Annotated in this window: 23 protein-coding genes; all 23 read left to right on the forward strand. The window is 39.3% G+C overall.

What is annotated here, in order from left to right:
* Positions 1-109 precede the first annotated feature (109 nt).
* The 23 genes from rimP to J2S78_RS07950 all read left to right on the forward strand — a co-directional run bounded on the left by rimP (position 110) and on the right by J2S78_RS07950 (position 23,457).
* The gene (rimP, locus tag J2S78_RS07840; protein WP_306897573.1) at positions 110-580 is read left to right on the forward strand and encodes a ribosome maturation factor RimP; all 471 of its coding nucleotides are present in this window, start codon (positions 110-112) and stop codon (positions 578-580) included.
* A gap of 61 nt (positions 581-641) precedes the next feature.
* Entirely contained in the window at positions 642-1,835 is a 1,194-nt protein-coding gene (nusA, locus tag J2S78_RS07845; protein ID WP_306897574.1) for a transcription termination factor NusA, read from the forward strand.
* A 24-nt stretch (positions 1,836-1,859) separates the two neighbouring features.
* Positions 1,860-2,132 carry an RNase P modulator RnpM gene (gene rnpM / locus J2S78_RS07850; RefSeq protein ID WP_306897576.1) on the forward strand — a complete coding sequence of 91 codons (273 nt, stop codon included), beginning with the start codon at positions 1,860-1,862 and terminating at the stop codon, positions 2,130-2,132.
* Complete coding sequence (locus J2S78_RS07855; protein WP_306897578.1) at positions 2,129-2,431, forward strand: YlxQ family RNA-binding protein; 303 nt, start codon at positions 2,129-2,131, stop codon at positions 2,429-2,431. Before rnpM ends, J2S78_RS07855 begins: the two co-directional genes overlap by 4 nt.
* Positions 2,432-2,448: 17 nt before the next feature.
* Positions 2,449-4,575 carry a translation initiation factor IF-2 gene (gene infB, locus J2S78_RS07860; protein ID WP_306897580.1) on the forward strand — a complete coding sequence of 709 codons (2,127 nt, stop codon included), beginning with the start codon at positions 2,449-2,451 and terminating at the stop codon, positions 4,573-4,575.
* Positions 4,572-4,850: a DUF503 domain-containing protein gene (locus J2S78_RS07865; RefSeq protein WP_306897582.1), complete on the forward strand. Its 279-nt coding sequence runs from the start codon at positions 4,572-4,574 to the stop codon at positions 4,848-4,850. The genes infB and J2S78_RS07865 overlap by 4 nt, the downstream gene beginning before the upstream one ends.
* Before the next feature lie 19 nt (positions 4,851-4,869).
* Entirely contained in the window at positions 4,870-5,220 is a 351-nt protein-coding gene (gene rbfA, locus J2S78_RS07870) for a 30S ribosome-binding factor RbfA (RefSeq protein WP_306897584.1), read from the forward strand.
* 137 nt (positions 5,221-5,357) lie between these two features.
* The gene (gene truB / locus J2S78_RS07875; RefSeq protein WP_306897586.1) at positions 5,358-6,266 is read left to right on the forward strand and encodes a tRNA pseudouridine(55) synthase TruB; all 909 of its coding nucleotides are present in this window, start codon (positions 5,358-5,360) and stop codon (positions 6,264-6,266) included.
* Between the two features lie 57 nt (positions 6,267-6,323).
* Positions 6,324-7,265, forward strand: a complete 942-nt coding sequence (ribF, locus tag J2S78_RS07880; RefSeq protein ID WP_306898757.1) for a riboflavin biosynthesis protein RibF — start codon at positions 6,324-6,326, stop codon at positions 7,263-7,265.
* A gap of 144 nt (positions 7,266-7,409) precedes the next feature.
* Positions 7,410-7,679: a 30S ribosomal protein S15 gene (rpsO, locus tag J2S78_RS07885; RefSeq protein ID WP_306897589.1), complete on the forward strand. Its 270-nt coding sequence runs from the start codon at positions 7,410-7,412 to the stop codon at positions 7,677-7,679.
* A gap of 199 nt (positions 7,680-7,878) precedes the next feature.
* A complete protein-coding gene (locus tag J2S78_RS07890; protein ID WP_306898758.1) occupies positions 7,879-9,969 on the forward strand; it encodes a polyribonucleotide nucleotidyltransferase in 2,091 nt (696 codons plus the stop codon).
* A 94-nt stretch (positions 9,970-10,063) separates the two neighbouring features.
* On the forward strand, positions 10,064-11,026 hold the full coding sequence (locus J2S78_RS07895; RefSeq protein WP_306897590.1) for a polysaccharide deacetylase family protein: 963 nt from the start codon (positions 10,064-10,066) through the stop codon (positions 11,024-11,026).
* Positions 11,027-11,064: 38 nt separating this feature from the next.
* Complete coding sequence (locus tag J2S78_RS07900) at positions 11,065-12,324, forward strand: M16 family metallopeptidase (RefSeq protein WP_306897591.1); 1,260 nt, start codon at positions 11,065-11,067, stop codon at positions 12,322-12,324.
* 37 nt (positions 12,325-12,361) lie between these two features.
* Positions 12,362-12,616: a YlmC/YmxH family sporulation protein gene (locus tag J2S78_RS07905; protein ID WP_306897593.1), complete on the forward strand. Its 255-nt coding sequence runs from the start codon at positions 12,362-12,364 to the stop codon at positions 12,614-12,616.
* Between the two features lie 331 nt (positions 12,617-12,947).
* Positions 12,948-13,820: a dipicolinic acid synthetase subunit A gene (dpaA, locus tag J2S78_RS07910; protein WP_306897595.1), complete on the forward strand. Its 873-nt coding sequence runs from the start codon at positions 12,948-12,950 to the stop codon at positions 13,818-13,820.
* Positions 13,821-13,841: 21 nt separating this feature from the next.
* Positions 13,842-14,441: a dipicolinate synthase subunit B gene (locus J2S78_RS07915; RefSeq protein WP_306897596.1), complete on the forward strand. Its 600-nt coding sequence runs from the start codon at positions 13,842-13,844 to the stop codon at positions 14,439-14,441.
* 106 nt (positions 14,442-14,547) lie between these two features.
* Positions 14,548-15,600, forward strand: a complete 1,053-nt coding sequence (gene asd, locus J2S78_RS07920) for an aspartate-semialdehyde dehydrogenase (protein ID WP_306897598.1) — start codon at positions 14,548-14,550, stop codon at positions 15,598-15,600.
* A gap of 13 nt (positions 15,601-15,613) precedes the next feature.
* Positions 15,614-16,819 carry an aspartate kinase gene (gene dapG, locus J2S78_RS07925; protein WP_306897602.1) on the forward strand — a complete coding sequence of 402 codons (1,206 nt, stop codon included), beginning with the start codon at positions 15,614-15,616 and terminating at the stop codon, positions 16,817-16,819.
* Between the two features lie 46 nt (positions 16,820-16,865).
* Positions 16,866-17,738, forward strand: a complete 873-nt coding sequence (dapA, locus tag J2S78_RS07930; protein WP_306897604.1) for a 4-hydroxy-tetrahydrodipicolinate synthase — start codon at positions 16,866-16,868, stop codon at positions 17,736-17,738.
* A 239-nt stretch (positions 17,739-17,977) separates the two neighbouring features.
* Entirely contained in the window at positions 17,978-19,645 is a 1,668-nt protein-coding gene (locus J2S78_RS07935; protein ID WP_306897605.1) for a ribonuclease J, read from the forward strand.
* A 290-nt stretch (positions 19,646-19,935) separates the two neighbouring features.
* Complete coding sequence (locus J2S78_RS07940; protein WP_306897607.1) at positions 19,936-20,709, forward strand: ClpP family protease; 774 nt, start codon at positions 19,936-19,938, stop codon at positions 20,707-20,709.
* Complete coding sequence (locus J2S78_RS07945; protein ID WP_306897608.1) at positions 20,706-20,918, forward strand: YlzJ-like family protein; 213 nt, start codon at positions 20,706-20,708, stop codon at positions 20,916-20,918. Before J2S78_RS07940 ends, J2S78_RS07945 begins: the two co-directional genes overlap by 4 nt.
* 181 nt (positions 20,919-21,099) lie before the next feature.
* Positions 21,100-23,457, forward strand: a complete 2,358-nt coding sequence (locus tag J2S78_RS07950; RefSeq protein WP_306897610.1) for a DNA translocase FtsK — start codon at positions 21,100-21,102, stop codon at positions 23,455-23,457.
* Positions 23,458-23,470: the final 13 nt, after the last annotated feature.

Genomic DNA, 23,470 nt, shown 5'->3' on the forward strand with positions numbered 1-23,470 from the left:
AAAGAGTGGGTTTTAACCCACTCTTTCGTTTGCACATAAAGAATAATGATCGATATTTGTCATAAAAATAACAACGATGAAACATAGATCACGTCAAAGGAGGTAAGCGATGAGTAACAAGGTTGAAGACAAAACTTTTGAGCTTGCAGAGCCTATTGTGGAAGAGCTTGGACTTGAGCTCGTTGATGTTGAATACAAAAAAGAAGGTAAAAATTGGTTTTTGAAAGTGTTTATAGATAGTGAAAATGGCGTAGACATAGACGATTGTGGAAATGTCAGTGAAAAAATCAGCGAGCAACTTGATGACGAAGAAATAGTACAAGGAGCATATTATCTTGATGTTTCTTCTCCAGGTGCAGAACGTCCGTTAAAAACAAAACAGGACATCACTCGTTCGATTGGGAAAAATGTATATATTACCACATATGAAGCAATTGACGGTGAGAAAGCATTTGAAGGTACATTAATTGGATTTGATGAAGAAATGCTACAAATAGAGGGCAAAGTGAAGCAAAAGCCGGTTACTTACAGTGTGCCTTACGATAAAGTGGCTAAAGCCAGGCTCGCTGTTCAATTTTAAATAAAACCCCGGCTTCCGACAATTTTATATGCAGCCGGTCTAAAGGGGGAAACGAAAATTCATGAATAGTGATTTTATGGATGCATTAACGACGTTAGAAACAGATAAAGGAATTGAGAAGGAAGTTATTATCGAGGCGATTGAAGCGGCATTGATATCAGCCTATAAACGTAATTTTAATCAGGCTCAAAATGTTAGAATTGATATTAATCGTGAAGATGGTAGTATCCGTGTGTTCGCCCAAAAAGAAGTAGTGGAGGAAGTTTTTGATCCACGTCTTGAAATTTCACTGGAAGAGGCAAGAACCCTTGACATTAATTATGAGCTTGATGATGTGGTTGAACTTGAAGTTACTCCAAAAGATTTTGGGAGAATCGCTGCTCAAACAGCTAAGCAAGTAGTGACTCAGCGTGTTCGGGAAGCAGAGCGAGGTATTATCTATTCTGATTTCATTGACCGTGAAGAAGATATTATGACAGGTATTGTTCAGCGCCAAGATAACCGTTTTATTTATGTTGATCTTGGTAAAGTAGAAGCATTATTGCCTCAAGGAGAGCAAATGCCTAATGAAGCATACAATCATAATGACCGTTTGAAAGTCTATATTACAAAAGTGGAAAAAACGACAAAAGGACCCCAAATATTGATTTCACGTTCTCATCCAGGACTTTTAAAGCGGCTGTTTGAACTTGAAGTTCCGGAAATTCATGATGGGACAGTTGAAGTATTATCCGTTGCCAGAGAAGCTGGGGATCGCTCAAAAATATCTGTGTATGCAGAGGATCCAGAAGTAGACCCTGTTGGTTCCTGCGTCGGTCCAAAAGGACAACGCGTACAAACCATTGTTAATGAATTGAAAGGCGAAAAAATTGATATTGTTCCTTTTTCTGAAGATGTTTTTGAGTATGTATCTAACGCGTTAAGCCCATCAAAAGTACTTGATGTACAAGTGAATGAAGAAGACAAAAGTACACTCGTCATCGTTCCAGATTATCAATTGTCACTTGCCATTGGAAAACGTGGTCAAAATGCAAGGCTTGCTGCAAAGCTGACTGGATGGAAGATTGATATAAAAAGTGAATCGGAAGCAGAAGAAAGTGGCCTTTATGACCCGGAAAATCCTTCATATGGGGCAAGAGGAAATATTGCTGAAGACGATACGGATGATGATTCTGAAGAAGACTTATTTGAATTAGATGATGTCGATTTTGAAGAAGACGTTGAGGATGAAGAAGAATATCTAGAAGAAGAGTGATGGAGGCAAAAGGAGCGGAGAACATTGAAGAAAAAAAAGCCGATTAGAAAATGCATTGTTACAGGCGACACAATGGAAAAAAAAGAGTTGATTCGTGTCGTCAGAAGTCCGGACGGAGATATATTTGTTGACCATACTGGCAAAAAAAACGGTCGTGGCGCTTATTTAACGAACAACGAACAATGTTTCTTAGAGGCGAAAAAGAAAGATGCTCTGTCTCGTCATTTGAATGTGAAGGTTTCGGAGGAAGATTATGAACGCTTGCTTGAAGAAAGGAAGAAAGGAACAAGGCGATGAAGGATGCATTCTATTCGTTTTTGGGACTTGCGGTTAGAGCAGGCAAAGTAAAAACTGGAGATGAGACGGTACTACATGAAATTAGAAAGCAGTCTCTTTCTTTAGTAATCGTCGCCGGGGATGCTTCACCAAACACGCAAAAAAAATTTAAAGATAAATCCAGCTATTATCAGGTTCCGTTATATATAACGGGAGACCGGGAAAGCCTAGGCGGTGCGATTGGGAAAGACAGTCGTGTAGTGATTGGTATTTCAGATAATGGGTTTGCAAAAAAGCTGATCTCAATGCTGGATGAATAAAGGTGGAGGTTATGCTTATGACTAAAATGAGAGTATATGAATATGCGAAATCAATCAATAAATCTAGCAAAGAAGTAGTGAACCAGCTCAAAAATATGGACGTTAATGTAACAAATCATATGTCTGTCATAGACGATGAGACTATAGCGAAATTAGAAGGTGAAAATAAGATCGAAAAAACTCAAACGAACCAAGAAGAACAAGGCTCTAAAAATAATAATAAAAATGCCAATCAAAAAAATAAATCAAATGACACGAAAAAGACAGGAAGTCAAAACAAATCCAACAATCAAAACCACTCGCAAAAAAATAACAAGCCAAACAATCAACAAAAAGGCAAAAAGGGCAAAAATAACCGCTTTTCTCAAGGTGGTAACAAACCAGCCTCAATACCGGAAAAAATCACATTCAGCGGTACACTAACTGTCGGTGAGCTAGCGGACAAGCTTAATAAAGAGTCCTCTGAAATCATTAAAAAGTTAATGAACCTTGGAGTGATGGCGACTATTAATGAGGATTTAGACAAAGAATCCATTGAATTGATCGCTACTGATTTTAACGTTGAAGTAGAAGAAGAAATTGAAATTGATGAGCTTGACCTTGAAAATCAGGTAGAAGAAGATGATCCGGAGACAATCGAAGAACGCCCTCCGGTTGTTACGATTATGGGACATGTCGATCACGGAAAAACAACGTTGCTCGATTCCATTCGTCACACAAAAGTGACGGAAGGTGAAGCAGGCGGGATCACCCAGCATATTGGTGCTTATCAAGTAAAAGAAAACAATAAAAAGATTACATTTCTAGACACACCTGGTCACGCAGCGTTTACAACAATGAGAGCCCGGGGTGCGCAAGTAACGGATATCACTATCCTTGTAGTGGCAGCAGATGATGGAGTGATGCCCCAGACCAAAGAAGCCATAAACCATGCGAAAGCAGCAGAAGTACCTCTTATTGTTGCTGTAAATAAAGTGGACAAAGAAGGAGCTAATCCAGACCGTGTCATGCAAGAGTTGACAGAGTTTGAACTAGTGCCGGAAGCATGGGGAGGAGACACGATTTATGTAAACGTCTCTGCGATAAATAATCAAGGCTTGGACGAGTTATTAGAAATGATTTTACTTGTAGCCGAAGTGGAAGAATTAAAAGCTAGTCCTGAAAAACGTGCCCGTGGAACAGTAGTAGAGGCCGAACTTGATAAAGGTCGAGGTCCTGTTGCTACACTATTGGTTCAAGAAGGTACAATGAAAGTTGGAGACCCAATCGTTGTCGGCAACACGTATGGAAAGATTCGAGCTATGGTTAGTGACACCGGTAAACGGGTGAAATCAGCAGGACCGTCGACCCCAGTTGAAATTACTGGATTGAATGGTGTACCACTTGCAGGCGATCAATTCGTACAATTTACAGATGAGAAAAAGGCGCGACAATTCGGAGAAGCCAGAGCAGTTAGAGCCCGTGATGAAGAAAGAAGCCAGACTTCTAAAGTAAGTATCGATGATTTATTTAGTCAAATTCAAGAAAACGAAATGAAAGAAATTAATATTATTGTCAAGGCAGACGTTCAAGGATCTGTTGAAGCGGTGAAAGGTTCTCTTGAAAAAATTGAAGTAGAAGGTGTGAAAATAAATATTATTCATGCCGGTGCTGGCGCTATTGCAGAGTCAGATGTTATTTTAGCTTCAGCATCTAATGCAATTATTATCGGCTTTAATGTTCGTCCGGATGCAAACGCAAAACGCACAGCAGAAGTGGAAAAAGTTGATATACGTCTGCACCGTGTCATTTATGATGCAATTGAAGAAATTGAAGCAGCCATGAAAGGTATGCTAGACCCTGTTTATCAGGAAAAAGTGATAGGCCAAGTCGAAGTACGTCAACTCTTCAAAGTTTCTCGTATTGGTACGATAGCAGGCTCTTACGTAACCGAAGGTAAAATAACACGCGATTCAACGGTTCGACTTATCCGGGACAGCGTAGTTATTTACGAAGGAAGCATAAATGCGTTGAAGAGATATAAAGATGATGTGAAAGAAGTTCAAGCAGGTTATGAATGTGGTGTAACACTACAAAAATTTAATGACCTGAAAGAAGGAGACATCATTGAAGCATATATCATGGAAGAAGTTAAACCAACATGATAGGAGCCGCTCATTGCGAATGTTTCATTTACCAAGCTCAATCTCTTAAAGAAAAGCGAGCGGTAGTAAAGAGTATAACAACGAAGATGAAGCAAAAACTAAATGTATCTGTTGCAGAAATGGATTACCATGATTTGTGGCAGCGTACAGCTATTACTATCGTATCGGTCAACCGTGACACAACGATTGTTGAAAAAGAGTTACAAAGAGCGTGTGAGTTTATGGATCAGTTGCCGGAGTTGGAACGTACCATAACCGAATTCGAATGGCTTTAGTCAAAGGAGGCAGCAGGTTATGAGCAATGTGAGAGCGGATAGAGTAGGGGAACAAATAAAAAAGGAATTGGCGGATCTTTTAGCACGTGAAATAAAAGATCCCCGGGTTCAATTTGTAACAGTAACTGGTGTTGACGTAACTGGAGATCTTCAGCAAGCAAAGGTATTTGTGACGGTTCTTGGAGATGAAGAAGATAGAGAAAAAACACTTCAAGCGTTACAAAAAGCTCGTGGTTTTATACGAAGTGAAATCGGTAATAGAGTCCATTTACGTAAAACACCAGAAATCTCGTTTGCTTTTGACGAATCCATTGATTATGGAAATCGGATAGAAAGATTACTGAAAGAACTTAATGAAGAGGAAAAGTAATTGATGCAACGCTTATCTCTACTCTTATTAAGTAGTTATTAATAAAAATGGTAAAAGGCTTGACAGTACGCCAAGCCTTTATCCTGTATTTTACAATGCTTATTTAAAGTAAAGCGTTAGAAGGTGTCATAATACATATGGTGGATGGAATTATCCCTGTTTACAAACCGGCTGGTGTCACTTCGCATGATTGTGTCATTCAAGTGCGGCAGCTTTTTGGGACAAAAAAAGTAGGACATACTGGTACCCTTGATCCTGATGTAGAAGGAGTATTACCTGTATGTACAGGAAAAGCAACAAAAATAGCAGAATACATTACGGATTTACCGAAGCGATATGAAGCGGAGGTGACACTCGGGTTTTCAACTACAACCGAAGATGCGAGTGGTTCTATCGTGGAAGAAACAGAAGTTAATGAGGAAATAACAGAAGAAAAACTAGAAGAAGCGGTTGTCCGTTTTCAAGGTAATCAAATTCAAACTCCTCCTATGTATTCGGCAGTGAAAGTCAAAGGGAAGCGTCTGTATGAATATGCACGTGAGGGTATAGATGTAGAACGGCCATCTAGAAACATTCAAGTATTTGACATAACAATGATTTCAGGTACACTGAATCAACAATCAAACACGGTACGGTTCAATATAGAAATGACTTGCAGCAAGGGGACTTATGTTAGAACTCTAGCTGTCGATATTGGTCGTTCTCTTGGATATCCTTCACATATGTCCTATTTAAAACGAACTCAATCTGGTCCGTTTCGTCTCGATCAATGTTATACTTTAGAACAACTTAGAGATTTGAAACAATCTGATAAATTGGCAGAGACTAGCTATTCTATTGAAGATGTATTGTGTGACTTTCCACACATACCTGTATCTTCGGAGCTTGCCGAGCAAATAAAAAATGGAAAAGTATTAATGCGTTGGAATGAAATAACTTCTTCTCCGTTCGTTTTCACATATAAAGGGAAAGCTCTCGCAGTGTACCAATACCATCCTAATAAGGTAGGACTTGTTAAACCGAAGACAATGCTGTCTACGCCCTGACTTACATTTCATTGAATAATTCAATACGGCAGGTGAAATCCGTTGGAAACTTATTATATGTATCATCAAAATGAGTATAAAGCTTCTTCTTTCCCGGAAATGGTGTTAGCTCTAGGTTACTTTGACGGTGTTCACATTGGCCATCAAGAAGTAATACGAACGGCAAAACAGATTGCCGTTCAAAAAGGATGCGCTCTTGGTATCATGACATTTCACCCCCATCCTAAAGCTGTGTTATCACCAAATGCTACAGAAGCAAATATGCGTTATATAACGCCGCTGTCTCATAAGCAGAGCCAATTAGAAAACGAAAAGCCAGACTACTTGTTTATTATCCATTTTGACAGTGCATTTGCAAAACTTGAGCCGCAGGAGTTTATTGATAAATACGTCATCGACCTTCAAGCTATACATGTTGTTGCTGGATTTGATTTCTCGTATGGACGTCTAGGTAAAGGGACAATGGAGACTCTTCCTTTTCATTCAAGGGAACAATTCAGCCAAACAACGGTGAGTGAAGTGAAACAATACGGTGATAAAATCAGCTCGACTCTCATAAAAAACTATATTGAACTCGGACAAATGAATGATGTTAAAATGCTTCTTGGACGTTCTTATAGTATGAGAGGAACGGTAGAGCAAGGGGAACAAAGAGGAAGAACGATTGGATTTCCAACTGCCAACATACAGCCTAGTGATGCTTATGTGATGCCAGCAACCGGAGTATATGCGGTACAGATGAAAGTGAAAGAAGAATGGCTTGATGGAGTTTGTAACATTGGTTATAAACCGACTTTTCATGAAGATAAACCAAAAAATCCAATTATTGAAGTTCATATTTTTGACTTTAACAACGATATATACGGATATGACACGGAAGTTTGTTTTGTTGAGTATATTAGACCCGAAGCGAAGTTTGAAAATGTAGAAGAACTGATTAAAGAAATGAACAAAGATGCTGAAACAGCACGAAATATTCTCGGCAGCGTATCAAAATAGTTAAGGTTTAATCTTCTCTTGCATTATGTAAAAAAAACAGGTATTCTTATGAATGTAACATGAAACTAGCCATTGCTTGGTTACTACGTTCCTCCGGCGTTTAACTAGGGAATTGGCGATTATTAAGATAAGGAGGTGCTAGGGATGGCATTGACATTAGAAAGAAAACAAGAGCTTGTGGAAGAATTTAAGACTCATGATAATGATACTGGTTCTCCAGAAGTACAGGTAGCTATCCTCACTGAGCAAATCAACACACTAAATCGGCATTTGCGTGATCACAAGAAAGATCACCATTCTCGTCGCGGCCTTTTAAAAATGGTCGGGAAACGCCGTAACTTGCTGACGTTTTTGCGTAAGAAGGATGTTACAAGATACCGTGATTTGATTAACAAGCTCGGTTTACGTCGATAAGATTGAAAAAAGCGGGAGTAATCCCGCTTTTTTGTTATAAAGATAAGTATTATATAATGAAAACGTCTATTTATTAATGTGGAACGTGCCCTAACAATAGAGCAAATGCTTTTATTTCAACGTTCACCATTGTAAAATGAGGACGGAATGGCAACACTTTACTTAAAGATTAAAATAACAGGAGGAAAATCATTTGGAAATGGAACAAGAAAAAAAATCATTTACATTTGACTGGGCTGGTAGAGAATTAACGATTGAAACCGGTCAGCTCGCAAAACAAGCAAATGGAGCTGTAATGGTGAGATATGGTGATACTGCCGTTCTTTCTACAGCTACAGCTTCAAATACAGCTAAGGATTTACCATTTTTCCCGCTTACCGTAAACTATGAAGAGCGCTTGTATGCAGCGGGGAAAATTCCAGGTGGATTTATTAAAAGAGAAGGACGCCCTAGTGATACAGCGGTATTGACAAGTCGTCTAATCGACCGTCCGATTCGTCCGCTATTTCCTGATGGATTTCGAAACGAAGTACAGGTTGTAAGTATGGTAATGAGTTCGGACCAAGATTGTTCTTCTGAAATGGCTGCTATGCTTGGTTCATCTTTAGCTTTGTCGTTATCTGATATCCCTTTTTATGGACCCATTGCTGGTGTGAAAGTTGGGAGAGTTGATGGGGAATTCATCATCAATCCAACAACAGAACAAGAAGAAAAAAGTGATATTGAGTTAACTGTCGCCGGCACAAAAGATGCAATAAACATGGTTGAGGCAGGTGCGAATGAAGTTCCTGAAGAGAAAATGCTTGAGGCTATTATGTTTGGGCATGAAGAAATAAAACGTTTAGTTGCGTTTCAAGAAGATATTATTCAAAAAGCAGGCACTGATGAAGTGATGGACGTTGAATTGCAGCAAACAGATGCTCAATTGGCGGAAAGAGTCCGGAACACGGGAGCTAGTCGAATTAAAGAAGCTGTTTTGGTGAAAGAAAAAAAAGCTCGGGAAACAGCAATAGAGGAAGCAAAAGAAACGATTGCTCAAGAATTTGAAGAAGAAGAACAAGAAGATGTAAAAGAAATTTTGCAAGGCTTTGTTAAAGAGGAATTTCGTTTATTCATTACGAAGGATAAAATACGTCCTGATGGAAGAGGTCCTGATGACATTCGAAATCTTGACTCGCAAGTGGACATGTTGCCGCGCACCCATGGTTCTGGACTTTTTACACGTGGCCAAACACAAGCACTTAGCGTTTGTACTTTAGGGCCGCTTGGTGATGTGCAAGTATTGGATGGGCTCGGAATGGAAGAGTCTAAACGATTTATGCATCATTATAACTTTCCTTCGTTTAGTGTAGGGGAAACAGGACCGATTCGTGGTCCCGGCCGCAGAGAAATTGGTCATGGTGCGCTTGGTGAACGAGCTTTGGATCCAGTCATCCCCCCTGAAAAAGATTTTCCATATACAATACGACTTGTATCAGAAGTACTTGAGTCAAACGGTTCTACTTCACAAGCCAGTATTTGCGCAAGTATTCTTGCCATGATGGACGCAGGGGTACCAATTAAATCTCCAGTTGCAGGTATTGCGATGGGCCTTGTTAAAGAGGGAGAAGACTTAAGTGTGTTAACCGATATTCAAGGCATGGAAGATGCTTTAGGAGATATGGATTTTAAAGTAGCAGGGACAAAGCAGGGTGTTACAGCGCTACAAATGGATATTAAAATTTCCGGGATTAACCGTGATGTACTTGAATACGCACTAGAAAAAGCCCGTATTGCTCGTCTGAAAGTGTTAGAAAACATGCTCTCTGCTATTAGTGAAACGAGAAGCGAACTATCAGAATATGCGCCAAAAATATTAACGATGTCGATTTCACCTGATAAAATCCGTGATGTCATTGGACCAAGCGGAAAAACAATTAATCAAATTATCGAGGATACTGGTGTGAAAATTGACATTGAACAAGATGGAACCATTTATATTTCATCTACGGATGCTCAAGCTAATAACGATGCAAAAAAACAAATTGAGGATCTTATTCGTGAAGTTGAAGTGGGAGAAACCTATCTTGGCAAAGTGAAACGAATTGAAAAATTTGGAGCATTTGTGGAACTATTTAAAGGAAAAGACGGACTAGTCCATATTTCCCAACTTGCTGAAGAGCGAGTAAATAAAGTGGAAGACGTTCTTCAAATTGGCGACGAGGTGATGGTTAAAGTAACTGAAATCGATAACCAAGGAAGAGTTAATCTTTCTAGAAAAGCGCTATTAAAAGAAGAAAATAAAGAATAGGTATGACGAAAGATACTTGGCATTGGCCAAGTTCTTTTTTCATGTTATATCCCCTTTAGATTCACATATATTTGTTGAAGAGGAGGGGAGAGAAATGAAAAGACAAATTCTTTCTATAAGTATCTTTGTTCTTATTTTTGTTTTGATGGTACAGGCAGGAACTCCTTTACATTCTTTTTCAACTATACATAAAACAGAACCAGCAGCCGCGCACTTGTCAAGTCCATCTGCTTCGTTATACGAAAAGTTAGAAAAAGCGTCTGATATGTATAATGAAGCCCCTCGTGATGCGGTTATTGATAAAGTTTGGAAAGCAATCCCCGGATATAATGGAAAGATGGTTAATGTGAAAGAATCGTATGAAGTAATGAAAGAGAGTGATACCTTTAAAGAAGAAGATTTAGTCATGGATGAGATATCCCCAGACGTTCATTTGAAAGATCTCCCTCCGTCTCCGATATATAAAGGTAACCCTGCTAAACCGATGGTTTCTTTCTTAATAAATGTCTCCTGGGGAGAAGAGCATATTCCGTCCATATTAAAAACGCTACGTGAAGAAAATGTAAAGGCAACCTTTTTTTTAGAAGGAAAATGGGTGCAAAAGCAACCTAAATTAGCTAAAATGATTAAGGAAGAAGGCCATGAAATTGGTAGTCATGCCTATTCTCATCCGAATTTAGGAGAGTCGACCGGAGCACAAATTAGACAAGAATTGCGACAAACGAACGAAACACTTGAAGCTGTATTAGGTGAACAACCATCTTTATTGGCGCCACCTTCAGGAAGTTTTAACAATGATGTCGTACAGATAGCGTCAGAATTAGATATGTATACCATTTTATGGACCGTTGATACCATTGATTGGAAGAATCCAAATCCCATGGAAATGGCTGAAAAGACAGCGGCCAAAGTAGAGAATGGTTCGATGATATTAATGCACCCTACAGCTCCCACCGCGCAAGGTTTGAAGAAAATGATACATCTCATAAAAAATAAAGATTTACAATTAGATACCGTAACAAGACTATTAGATGAAACACGTATAAATCAAAAATAGTCTTAACGTTTCATGTATGTTGAAGGAGGCATTATATTTTGGTACAAACAAGAACATTAACAAATGGACTTAGAATTGTAACAGAGGATATACCAACAGTTCGTTCGATGACAATTGGAATTTGGATTGGTTCTGGATCTAGATATGAATCGGCTGAAGAAAATGGAGTTTCCCATTTTTTAGAACATATGTTTTTTAAGGGAACGTCCACAAGGACTGCTTCAGAAATAGCGGAAAGTTTCGATAAAATAGGCGGCCATGTTAATGCATTTACTTCAAAAGAATATACATGCTTTTATGCAAAAGTATTAGACCAGCATGCCAAAAAGGCGTTATCCATTCTAGGTGATATGTTGTTTTATTCTACGTTTGACGAAATAGAATTGGAAAAAGAACGCCAAGTCATTGCGGAGGAAATTAAGATGGTTGATGATACGCCTGACGATATTATACATGACTATTTAGATGAAGCCAGTTTTGGCAATCATCCGCTTGGCCGTCCGATTCTTGGGACGGAGGAAACGATTCAAACGTTCACCCGAAATTCGCTTATAAAGCATATGGACCGTTGTTATACGGCGGATAATATTGTCATATCTCTAGCAGGTAATAAAACAGAAGAAGTGATGGAACATATAGAGTCTTTATTCGGGGGACTTCCTTCACGGCCAAACCATGTGGAGCGCTCCATTGTGGCCCCATCTTTTTTAACAGGTAAAACAGCAAAACAAAAAGAAACAGAACAAGCTCATCTTTGTCTTGGTTTTCCCGGGCTGCCTGCTGATCACGAAGATATATATTCATTAACACTGTTAAATAATGCATTAGGTGGAAGTATGAGTAGCCGTTTGTTTCAAAGCATTCGAGAGGAAAAAGGTCTTGCCTATTCGGTCTTCTCCTATCATGCTCCATTCATAGACAGTGGTTTACTTACGATTTATGCTGGTTCGAGTTTAGAACAGCTTGATGAAATGTATGAGGCTACAATGGCTGCGATTCAAGATGTTAAAGCAAAAGGATTAACTGTGAAAGAGCTGGAAAATGGGAAGGAACAGTTGAAAGGAAATATTATGCTTGGACTTGAGAGTACGAGTAGCAAAATGAGCAGAAATGGGAAAAATGAACTAATGCTTGGACATCATCGTCCATTGGATGAGGTAATACAACGCATTGAAGCGGTTGGTCTTGAAGATATAAAGAAGACAGCTGAGTATGTTTTTCAGACTGACTACTCGTTATCGTTAATTAGCCGTGAAGGGACATACCCAACGACACTATGGCAAGAATCTCTTCTTTAGTAATGAGTCATTCCGATTGAAAGGGGTGCTGTAAAGGATGTTACTAAGTGAAGTGAGTAAAAAAGAAGTATTGGATGAAAAGTTGGCAAGAAAGCTTGGTTTACCGGGAAAAACCGATTTAATTATAGATGAAAACACCGGACAAATTGAAAAGCTAGTTTTCCCTGGATCTCCGTTACAGAAAAAGTCAAAGGAATGGCTGATTTCATGGAATAATATAACTAAAATAGGACCCGATTTTATCATTATAGATACAACATCCATCTCTTCTGCAACCACATTTGAAAAATAAAGAAGTTAGGCATTCAGTAAAATGGACGGTTTTTGGGCGATTCTCCCAAGAGCCGTCCATTTTGTATCTAAGATAAGGAAGTATAAAATGTTGGCTTTTTCGGGATCCAGTTTCAGCACCCAGATGCTCGGAGTTACTGTAGGATGCAGGTCCGTTCGGTGTTAGGCAGTTTTAACCAAACCTCCTCTCCCTATGACGTCCACTATCCAGGGTGCTTGCGCTTTTCTCATTTGCTTAATGTTTTTGCTTTATAGGCATTTGCTTTTCACTTCCTCCTCCTTTCCTCATAAAGTATTAAAGGCCGAAAATATAAAAAGGAGGGAGAGGATGTATGAATTATACAGTGGCTGTTATTGGTGGAGATGCCCGGCAGATAGAAATGGCTGAATACTTGCAAGAATCAGGAGTAGATGTGATTTTGATAGGATTCGATCTATGGAATCGTAATCAAGCAGGTATTATGAAAGCAACTGGTAATGGCGATGTACCTTGGGATTGTTTGCATGCTGTTATTCTACCGGTTAGTGGATTAAAACCAAATAATAAGGTGGAAGCTGCTTTTTCAGAACAGCCGCTATATCTCGAACAAAGATGGATTCAGCAAATTAATAAAGAATGTCTAATTATAACAGGGATTTCAAGTAAGGAATTAGCTATGATCACTGAAAAAATGAATCGTAACAGTATTGCTTTATTAGAACGTGATGATGTTGCCATTTATAATTCCATACCTACTGCTGAAGGGGTACTTCTCATGGTGATGCAGGAAACAGATATAACAGTTCATCAATCTAACACCTTAGTTCTCGGTTTTGGCAGAACGGGTCAAACGATAGCAAGCACCTTTTTGGCATTGGGCGCATATGCAAAAGTAGGAACAGGTAATCCTTCTGAAAAAGCGCGGGCCGAAGCAATGGGTTTGGAGGTTTTTAATCTTTCAGAATTAAAGTCGGTTATACAAACGGCAGACATCTGTATAAATTCTATTCCAACCCGTGTTTTAACGAAAGATATATTGGTACACGTTCCAAATCATACCGTTCTTATTGATATCGCGTCACGACCCGGAGGCATCGATTTAGGATACGCTGAAAAAAGAGGAGTTAAAGCACTCCAAGCTCCAGGATTGCCAGGAGTAGTAGCTCCAAAAACCGCAGGTCGTGTTCTTGGAAGAGTGATTAGTCAATTGTTGGATGCAAACTAGGTAAACAAGGAGGCTTAACGTATGTTACCTTTTCAACAGAAGAAAATAGGATTTGGTGTTACTGGTTCCCATTGCACATTAGAAGAAGTCATTCCTTATATGAAAGAATTAAGAGACCAGGGAGCCGATGTTTTTCCATTTATTACACCAACTGTTTTAAAAACAGATTCTAAATTTGGAGCTGCCGAAAGATGGTTGAATGAAATCAAACAAGCGTCTGGTAAAGAAGAGGTTATTGATTCCATTGTTAAGGCTGAACCATTTGGCCCCAGCACTCCGTTAGATGCAATGATTGTTGCTCCGATGACGGGAAATTCAATTAGCAAATTCGCAAATGCTATGACTGATTCTCCAGTGTTGATGGCTGCCAAAGCAACTTTAAGAAATAGCCGTCCTGTTATTCTAGCTATTTCAACGAATGATGCTCTAGCATTAAATGGATCCAATATTATGAAATTGATGAATGCGAAAAATATTTATTTTGTTCCGTTTGGTCAGGATAGCCCGCACAAAAAACCAACGTCTTTAGTTGCCAGAATGGAAGAAATCTCTGCAACATTGAAAGAAGCCCTTTCTGGTCGCCAATATCAGCCTGTCATCGTAGAAAAATTCAATGATTGAATCTTTATGGCCCTTGCTAATTCTAACATTATCTTATATGTTAAAATAGACGAATCAAGAAACGTAATATAATCATTTTACGAAAAGTTGGAAGGAGCATTTATTCATGGCTAAGGAAACAGGATATTCTGTCGCAATACTTGGAGCAACAGGTGCAGTAGGAGAGCAGATTTTAAATACTTTAGATAACAATAACTTCCCAATTAGTGAGTTAAAATTATTATCTTCAAAACGTTCTGCAGGAAAAAAAATATCTTTTAGAGGACGTGAGTACACGGTCGAAGAGGCGAAGCCTGAGTCCTTTGAAGGTGTACAAATAGGTCTATTTTCTGCTGGAGGCTCCATTTCAAAAGAATTGGCTCCAGAAGCAGTGAAGCGGGGTACGATTGTCATTGATAATACAAGTGCGTATCGTATGGATGAAAGTGTTCCACTTGTTGTGCCGGAAGTAAATGAACAGGATGTAAAAAATCATAATGGAATTATTGCGAATCCGAATTGTTCCACTATTCAAATGGTTGTGGCATTAGAACCAGTTCGTAAAGCATACGGTCTCAAAAAAGTAATTGTTTCCACATATCAAGCCGTATCTGGTGCAGGTCTTGCTGCAGTAGAGGAAATGAAACAACAATCACAAGCGTTACTTGATGAAAAGGAAATTAATCCTGAAATATTACCTGTAGGCGGGGATGAAAAGCATTATCAAATCGCGTTTAATGCAATCCCTCAAATTGACAAATTTCAAGAAAACGGTTATACGTTTGAAGAGATGAAGATGATTAATGAAACAAAAAAGATTATGCATGAAAATAAATTACCTGTTGCAGCTACTTGTGTGCGTCTTCCAGTGGAGACCGGTCATTCTGAATCGGTGTATGTGGAGGTTGAAAATGGTACACCAGATGCAGAGGAACTAAAAAATACAATGGCATCAGGTGAAGGGATTACAATAAAAGATAATCCATCTGAGCAAGTTTATCCGATGGCAGTTGACAGTGTAGGGTTTCCTGACGTTTTTGTCGGAAGAATTCGACGTGACCTAGATCAATCAAACGCTTATCACTTTTGGGTCGTGTCTGATAATTTATTAAAAGGAGCTGCTTATAATACGGTTCAAATTGCAGAGAGCCTTGTAAAACTTGGATTAATCAAAGAATAAAAAGGAGTTAAACATGTCCATCATCGTTCAAAAATTCGGTGGTACGTCCGTGCGTAGTGAAGATACGAGATTAGCAGCATCCAAACATGTACAAAAAGCGGTTGAAGATGGCTATAAAGTTATTGTAGTGGTCTCTGCTATAGGAAGAAAAGGAGATCCGTACGCAACAGATACATTACTAGGTATGTTAAACAACGAAGGACCCGCATCATCAAGACGGGAACAAGATTTGCTCGTATCATGTGGAGAAATCATTTCTTCGGTTGTATTTACTGGTTTGCTTGGATCGCTTGGATTAGATGCAATGTCTTTTACAGGTGCGCAGGCTGGATTTAGAACGAATGAAGAGTTTGGAGGGGCTCACATTCTAAACATGGAATGTGAGCACTTACAAACTATGCTCCGTGATATCGATGTTGCTGTAGTTGCTGGTTTTCAAGGGGCGAGTATGAGCGGTGAAACGACAACTCTAGGACGTGGAGGCAGTGACACATCAGCGGCCGCTCTAGCAGCAGCTGTTTCTGCTGATTATGTTGATATATTTACGGATGTAAATGGAATAATGACGGCAGACCCCGGCATTGTGGAGGAAGCATCTATCATTGAATCTGTTACGTATCAAGAAATTTGTAATATGGCATATCAAGGAGCGAAAGTGATTCATCCAAGAGCGGTGGAAATAGCTATGCAGGCAGAAATTCCAATACGTATTCGTTCCACCCTATCAGATGAACCTGGGACCCTAATATCTACATCCTCCAGTAATAAAAGGATACTAGATGAACGTCAAGTGACCGGAATTGCTCATATGTCAGGGTTGTCTCAAATAACGGTCAAAAGCAATGATTATTTGACTTTGCAGGACAATGTATTTTACGAAATGGCGAGAGCAGGGATATCTGTTGACTTTATTAATATACAACCCTCAGCTGTCGTCTACACCGTTCCGGATGAGCGTGCAAATGAAGCAATCGATGTGTTGCGTGTGAAAGGCTATGAACCGGAATGTCTCTCTAGCTGTGCGAAGGTCTCGGCGGTTGGTGCAGGGATGACAGGTGTTCCAGGCGTGGCATCTAAAATAGTGACCGCTTTAACAAAAGAAAATATTCAAATATTTCAATCTGCTGATTCTCATACTACTATATGGGTACTTGTAAAGGAAGAAGATATGGAAAAAGCGGTACGGGCGCTTCATCAAATGTTTCAATTAGACCAATAGTAAGCATAGATCTGGGGCGGATGAAAAGGAAAGGGGCTGAATATGATTGGAATTCGGTCGATTGTTCACCGCTATGATCACCCCATTTGATAACAAAGGAAATTTAGATTGGCCAACACTTGAACCTTTAGTAGAGCATCTTTTAGCCACGGGTTCAGAAGGTTTAGTTGTTGCTGGTACAACTGGGGAGTCCCCTACGTTAAAAACAGAAGAAAAACTAGCTCTTTTTAAGCGTGTTAAAGAGATTGCAGATAATCGAGCTGTTGTAATAGCTGGAACGGGAACAAATGATACCGCTTATTCCGAAGAATTGACACAGCAAGCAGTGAAAACAGGGGTCGATGGTTTCATGGCCGTCACTCCTTATTACAACAAACCAAGTCAAGAAGGGATGTACCACCATTTTAAAATGATTGCGAATGCAGCGTCTTCATTGCCGCTTATGATATATAATATTCCCGGACGCTGTATTGTTAATTTAGATGCAGATACGTTGCTTCGTCTTACGGAGATACCAAATATAACATCTGTAAAAGAAGCAAGTGGAGATCTTGATCAAATTGCTTATGTCGTAGACAAGAGCCCGGATGATTTTTACGTTTACAGTGGGGATGATTCGTCTACGTTGCCAATCATGTCAATCGGAGGCTCAGGAGTGGTTTCTGTGGCAGCACATGTGATTGGAAACGAGATAAAAATGATGATTGATAACTTTGCAGCAGGAGAAACACTAAAAGCAGCAGCGGCTCACCGAAGGTTGCTGTCGCAAATGAAAGCTTGTTTTATGACACCAAATCCAGCTCCAGTTAAAGGTTTACTCGAACAAATTGGAATTGGTACAAGAATGACACGAGCACCAATTATTCCTTTGAATGAAGCGGAATTAAAACAGCTTGAGGAATGGTTCAGCCTGGCCTAAGCCAGGCTTTTCTTATTATAAAAAAGCAATTATAGGCTTGTATTCTGTTTTCTATTTGAGTTATACTACAAAGAAGTGATGTGTTCGGGTGCGTAATTTATTGTTATAGAAAAAACGATTATTTTTACAGGTACCGTGGAAGTGGTATGTAAAATAATAAGTGTGACTGTACAATAAAAAACATAACGATGTATGGTATCCATTAAACGACAGAATTGAATATTTAGGAGGAAATAACGTTGTCAAAGCAGTCATTAGAAACGATACGTGTTTTTGCTTTAGGCGGAATTGGTGAAATCGGTAAAAACATGTATGTCATTGAAACAGAAGAAGATATCCTCATTATAGATGCTGGATTGATGTTTCCAGAGGACGATATGCTCGGGGTTGATGTGGTAATACCAGATATCTCATATCTTGTACAAAATAAAGATCGAGTGCGGGGGATTGTTCTAACACATGGACATGAAGACCGCATTGGAGCTCTTGCCTATATATTAAGAAAGATTAATGCGCCGGTGTATGGAACAAAATTAACTATAGGTCTTGTTGAAGATCATATTAAAGAAAAAGGGTTGCGGAAAAAAACAGATTTGCGTTTAATACATGGTGACAGCCGCATCACTGTTGGACAGTTACCGGTTCAATTTTTTCGCACGACGCACAGCATTCCTGATTCTATCGGAGTTTGTGTAGATACACCACAAGGCAAAATTGTTCATACAGGGGACTTTAAAATTGATCAAACACCCGTTGACGGACGATTTACAGATATTGATAAATTGACGTGGATTGGGAAAAAAGGAGTATTATGCTTGTTGTCTGATAGTACCAATGCAGAACTTCCTGGTACTTCTCCTTCTGAAACGTCAACAGGTCAAGGTATAACCGACGTGTTTGAAGAAGCTGATGGCAGAATAGTGATTACAACATTTGCCTCAAATGTTCATCGAATTCAACAAGTAATTAACGCTGCTGAAAAAGAAAATCGAAAAATAGCCGTCGTCGGTCATAGTATGAGTAAAGTGATTGAAATTGCGAGAAATATGGAATACTTACACTGCTCTGATGACATGTTTATTGATACAAGCAAAGTGGAAGAATATGATGATAATCAAGTAGCGATCCTTTGTACAGGAAGCCAAGGTGAGCCGATGTCAGCTCTGACACGGATGGCAAAAGGAGCTCACCGTCAGCTGACGATTGAAAGCGGTGATACTGTCGTTATCGCAGCAAATCCAATTCCGGGAAATGAAAAGTCAGTTTCTCGCATTATTGATTTTCTTTATCAATTAGGAGCCGACGTCATTTATGGGGATGCCAATGTTCATGCATCTGGTCACGGAAGCCAGGAAGAACTTATGCTCATGCTTAACTTATTAAAGCCAACGTATTTCATCCCAGTACACGGGGAATATAGAATGCAGGCTGCTCATGCAGAATTAGCGGAGAAGACAGGAGTACTTCCAGACCATTCATTTCTTCTCGACAAAGGTGAAGTTGTTGAATTTACGAAAGGGAAAGCTAAGCGAGCAGGTAAAGTACAATCCGGTAACGTATTGATAGATGGACTTGGTGTTGGAGATGTTGGTAATATTGTCTTACGTGATCGTAGACTGTTATCTGAAGATGGCATCCTTGTTGTGGTGGTAACATTAAATAAAAAATCCAGTGGTATTGTATCTGGTCCCGATATTATTTCACGAGGTTTTGTTTATGTCCGGGAATCAGAAGAGTTGCTTGAAGAAGCTAACAAAAAAGTAACGTCAACGTTAGAAAAAGCATTGGCTGAAAATGTGAAGGAATGGTCAACGTTAAAAAGTAATATAAGAGATGTTCTTAGCCGCTACTTATATGAAAAGACTAAAAGACGCCCGATGATATTACCTATTATTATGGAAGTATAAGAAAAGAGGTTGGGACAAAAGAAAAATATGCGGTAGTAAACACGAATGTCTTGTGGCGCAGCGATTTGTCTTAGGAACGAAAAATGCCGAACGATTTTACAAAATCGTTCGGCATTTTTCGTTCTTATAAAGGTTTAGTCCCAGCCCCTTTTTAAATGGATGACTCTATTGGGAAAAGTATGAACGTTTCTTCTGCAGGGAGATGTTTTCTTATGTTACACAAGAAATAACGAATGAATGACAGGCTCTGTTGTCATACTATGAGTACAACAATAAAGGAGGTATTATACATGCCACAGGACGAAGATCCATCCACACCACAAAACCCGCCTGATACATCGCCGCAAACGCCATCTAAACAACCGGATAAAGAGGACCAAAAAAGCAGTCTTGTAAACAAAATACAAGAACTGGGGCAAACAAATGTTGCTGAGATGGAAAACTCTAATATTCATTGCATTACAGTAGTTGGTCAAATTGAGGGGCATATGCAACTCCCACCTCAAAATAAAACGACTAAGTATGAACATATTATCCCCCAGCTCGTCGCAGTGGAACAAAACCCTAAAATTGAAGGGCTTATGCTCATTTTGAATACAGTTGGAGGAGACGTAGAGGCGGGGCTTGCTATTTCTGAAATGGTGGCTAGTATGAGTAAACCGACGACAGCTCTCGTTTTAGGAGGGGGTCATTCAATTGGTGTGCCTATTGCCGTTGCCGCAAAGCATTCATTTATAGCGGAAACAGCTACCATGACGATTCACCCAATTCGATTGAATGGTCTTGTGATTGGAGTGCCTCAAACGTTTGAATATTTGGAAAAAATGCAGGAAAGAGTTATCAATTTTGTCACTCACCACTCCAATATTGAAGAAGAAACGTTTAAAGATTTGATGTTTGCGAAAGGAAATTTAACGAGAGATATTGGTACAAATGTTATTGGAGAAGATGCAGTGAAATATGGCTTAATTGACACTGTTGGTGGCATAGGTTCCGCTTTGCAGAGATTAAACGAACTAATTGAAGAAAGCAAGGATGATAAAAATGGAGGAATACTTCAATGATTTTATACACCCCACTGGGCATAGAATCTATATTTCCTCCGGATGAAAAAGGTTGGGAAAATATACGAACCATCCCTATTACTCACGGAAGCCTTACAATCGAAAAATCTGAAGATGGTACGTGGACAATAGTTGGAATGAATAGTTCGAATCCGCACGATTATATGGATCCAAACTACCAACCAGGATCAGTATGGAATGATTCATAGTGATCTTTGTGTAAGGGGAGGAAATAGAGGAAAGATATGCTATAATATAAAGAAGAAGCAAGATGACAAACAAGGCTGTCTCCCCTGCCATACATTTGGAGGCAGCCTGCTTTGTTATGAATAGTTCTTTTACATACAAATGCAATGAGATTAAACGAAGGACATGGAATGAGGTGAGAACATGGCGAAAAAAACGAAACAGAAGAAACGAACAACAAAGAAATCAAAGCAATGGAAAGAACAAATGAAATATGAACTAACCGGACTGTTTCTGTTTACTTTCGGTATTTTAGCCCTTTTTCATCTGGGTAGAGCCGGTGAAGTAACGCTGTCTCTATTTCGTTTTTTTGCTGGAGAATGGGCACCGTTGTTAAATATCGGTTTATTAATTATAGCTGCTGCTCTTATTGTGAAACGTCGGTTTCCGCCGCTCACTGGGAAGCGTTTGAGTGGAGTATATCTTGGTATTATTACTGTTCTGTTATTAAGCCACGTTCAAATGTTTGAAAATTTAGGAGCTCAAGGAACCTATCCTGAAAGTTCAGCGATTATAACGACATTTAATCTTTTTATGCTGGACCCCTTTGATCAAGGCATTATTAACGATTTAGGTGGAGGAATGGTAGGATCCCTTCTGTTCGTGCTAACTCGATTTTTATTTGACACAGCTGGAACAAGAATAATTGCAGTGTTATTATTCATTCTTTCTTTTATATTAATTACTGGTTTATCTATTCAAGATATGATTCAGTATATTTATAAAAAAACTGGACCAAAATTAAAACAGATTCAAACTTTTATTAAAGAAAAAGGAAACGTAGTGAAAAAACGAAGGGACAAAAACAAGAAAGAACAAAAAAGTACTTCAACAGCACCGGAAACTGTTACCGCGTCCGAAAAAAAATCTCTCTCTGGCCAAGGGGAAGGTGTACCAGAACCGGTAATCTATAACTTTGCCGAAAACGCTTATACATCGACAGAAAAAGAGGAAAAAACGCCGGCTAAAGTCGAAAATTCGAACGTGAAAGACATGCAAAGGGAAGAAGACGATAATGACTCGATTCGAGATGTGCCATTACACCGTGAAGAACAAGAAAACATAAATTATGAATTGCCTTCTCTTAGTATTTTGGGTTCTTCTCAGCATAACTCTCAAGAACAAGAGCGAAATTTAATTTCTTCAAATGCAAGAAAATTAGAAGAAACATTACAAAGCTTCGGGGTAAAGGCGAGGGTGAATGAAGTTCACTTAGGACCAGCTGTTACCAAGTATGAGGTGCAGCCTGATACTGGGGTGAAAGTAAGTAAAATAGTAAATTTAGCAGATGATCTTGCGCTTGCGCTTGCAGCTAAAGATATTCGTATGGAAGCACCAATTCCAGGTAAAGCGGCAATTGGTATCGAAGTTCCAAATGCAGAAGTAGCGATGGTCACTTTACGCGAAGTTATTGAAGCAGGCTATCAAAAAGAGGATCATGTCTTGTCGGTGGCTCTTGGTCGAGACATTTCAGGAGAGCCAGTATTGGCATCCCTTGATAAGATGCCACACCTCCTTGTGGCTGGGGCAACCGGCAGCGGAAAAAGTGTATGTATTAACGGAATTATCACCAGTATTTTGATGAAGGCACGGCCTCATGAAGTGAAATTGATGATGATTGACCCTAAAATGGTTGAATTGAATGTTTATAATGGAGTGCCACATTTGCTGACACCAGTTGTAACAGAACCTAAAAAAGCCGCACAAGCATTAAAAAAAGTCGTCGCTGAAATGGAAAGACGATATGATCTATTCTCTCATACAGGCACAAGGAATATGGAAGGCTATAATGAACTGGTTAAAAAGCAAAATCAAAAAAATGATGAAAAACAGCCGGAACTTCCATACATTGTTGTGATTGTGGATGAGTTAGCTGATTTAATGATGGTGGCTTCCAATGAAGTGGAGGATTCAATTACAAGACTTGCACAAATGGCAAGAGCTGCCGGCATTCACATGATTATTGCGACACAGCGTCCATCTGTTGATGTAATTACCGGTGTCATCAAGGCAAATATTCCGTCTCGTATTGCTTTTGGCGTTTCTAGTCAAACGGATTCCCGCACCATTCTTGATGCAGGAGGTGCGGATAAATTGTTAGGCAAAGGCGATATGTTATTTCAGCCTGTAGGTTCGAACCGGTCCACTCGTGTACAAGGCGCTTTTGTTTCTGATCAAGAGGTGGAACAAGTAGTTGAAGCAGTAGTTGCGCAACAAAAGGCCATTTATCAAGAGGATATGATACCCGAAGATAAGCCGGAAGTGAAAGAAGAAGTGCAGGATGATCTGTATGAAGACGCGGTAGAGCTTATCGTTCATATGCAAAGCGCTTCTGTCTCGATGTTGCAACGAAGGTTTCGAATAGGATATACAAGAGCAGCTCGTCTCATTGATGAAATGGAAATGAGAGGAATAGTTGGCCCTTATGGGGGGAGTAAACCTAGAGATGTTCTTGTAAGCGATCATAAGGAACAAGAAAGTGAAGAATTATCGTCACAATAATTATAATGTAGGA

This window comes from Salibacterium salarium (assembly GCF_030813635.1).
Classification (GTDB): domain Bacteria; phylum Bacillota; class Bacilli; order Bacillales; family Marinococcaceae; genus Salibacterium; species Salibacterium salarium.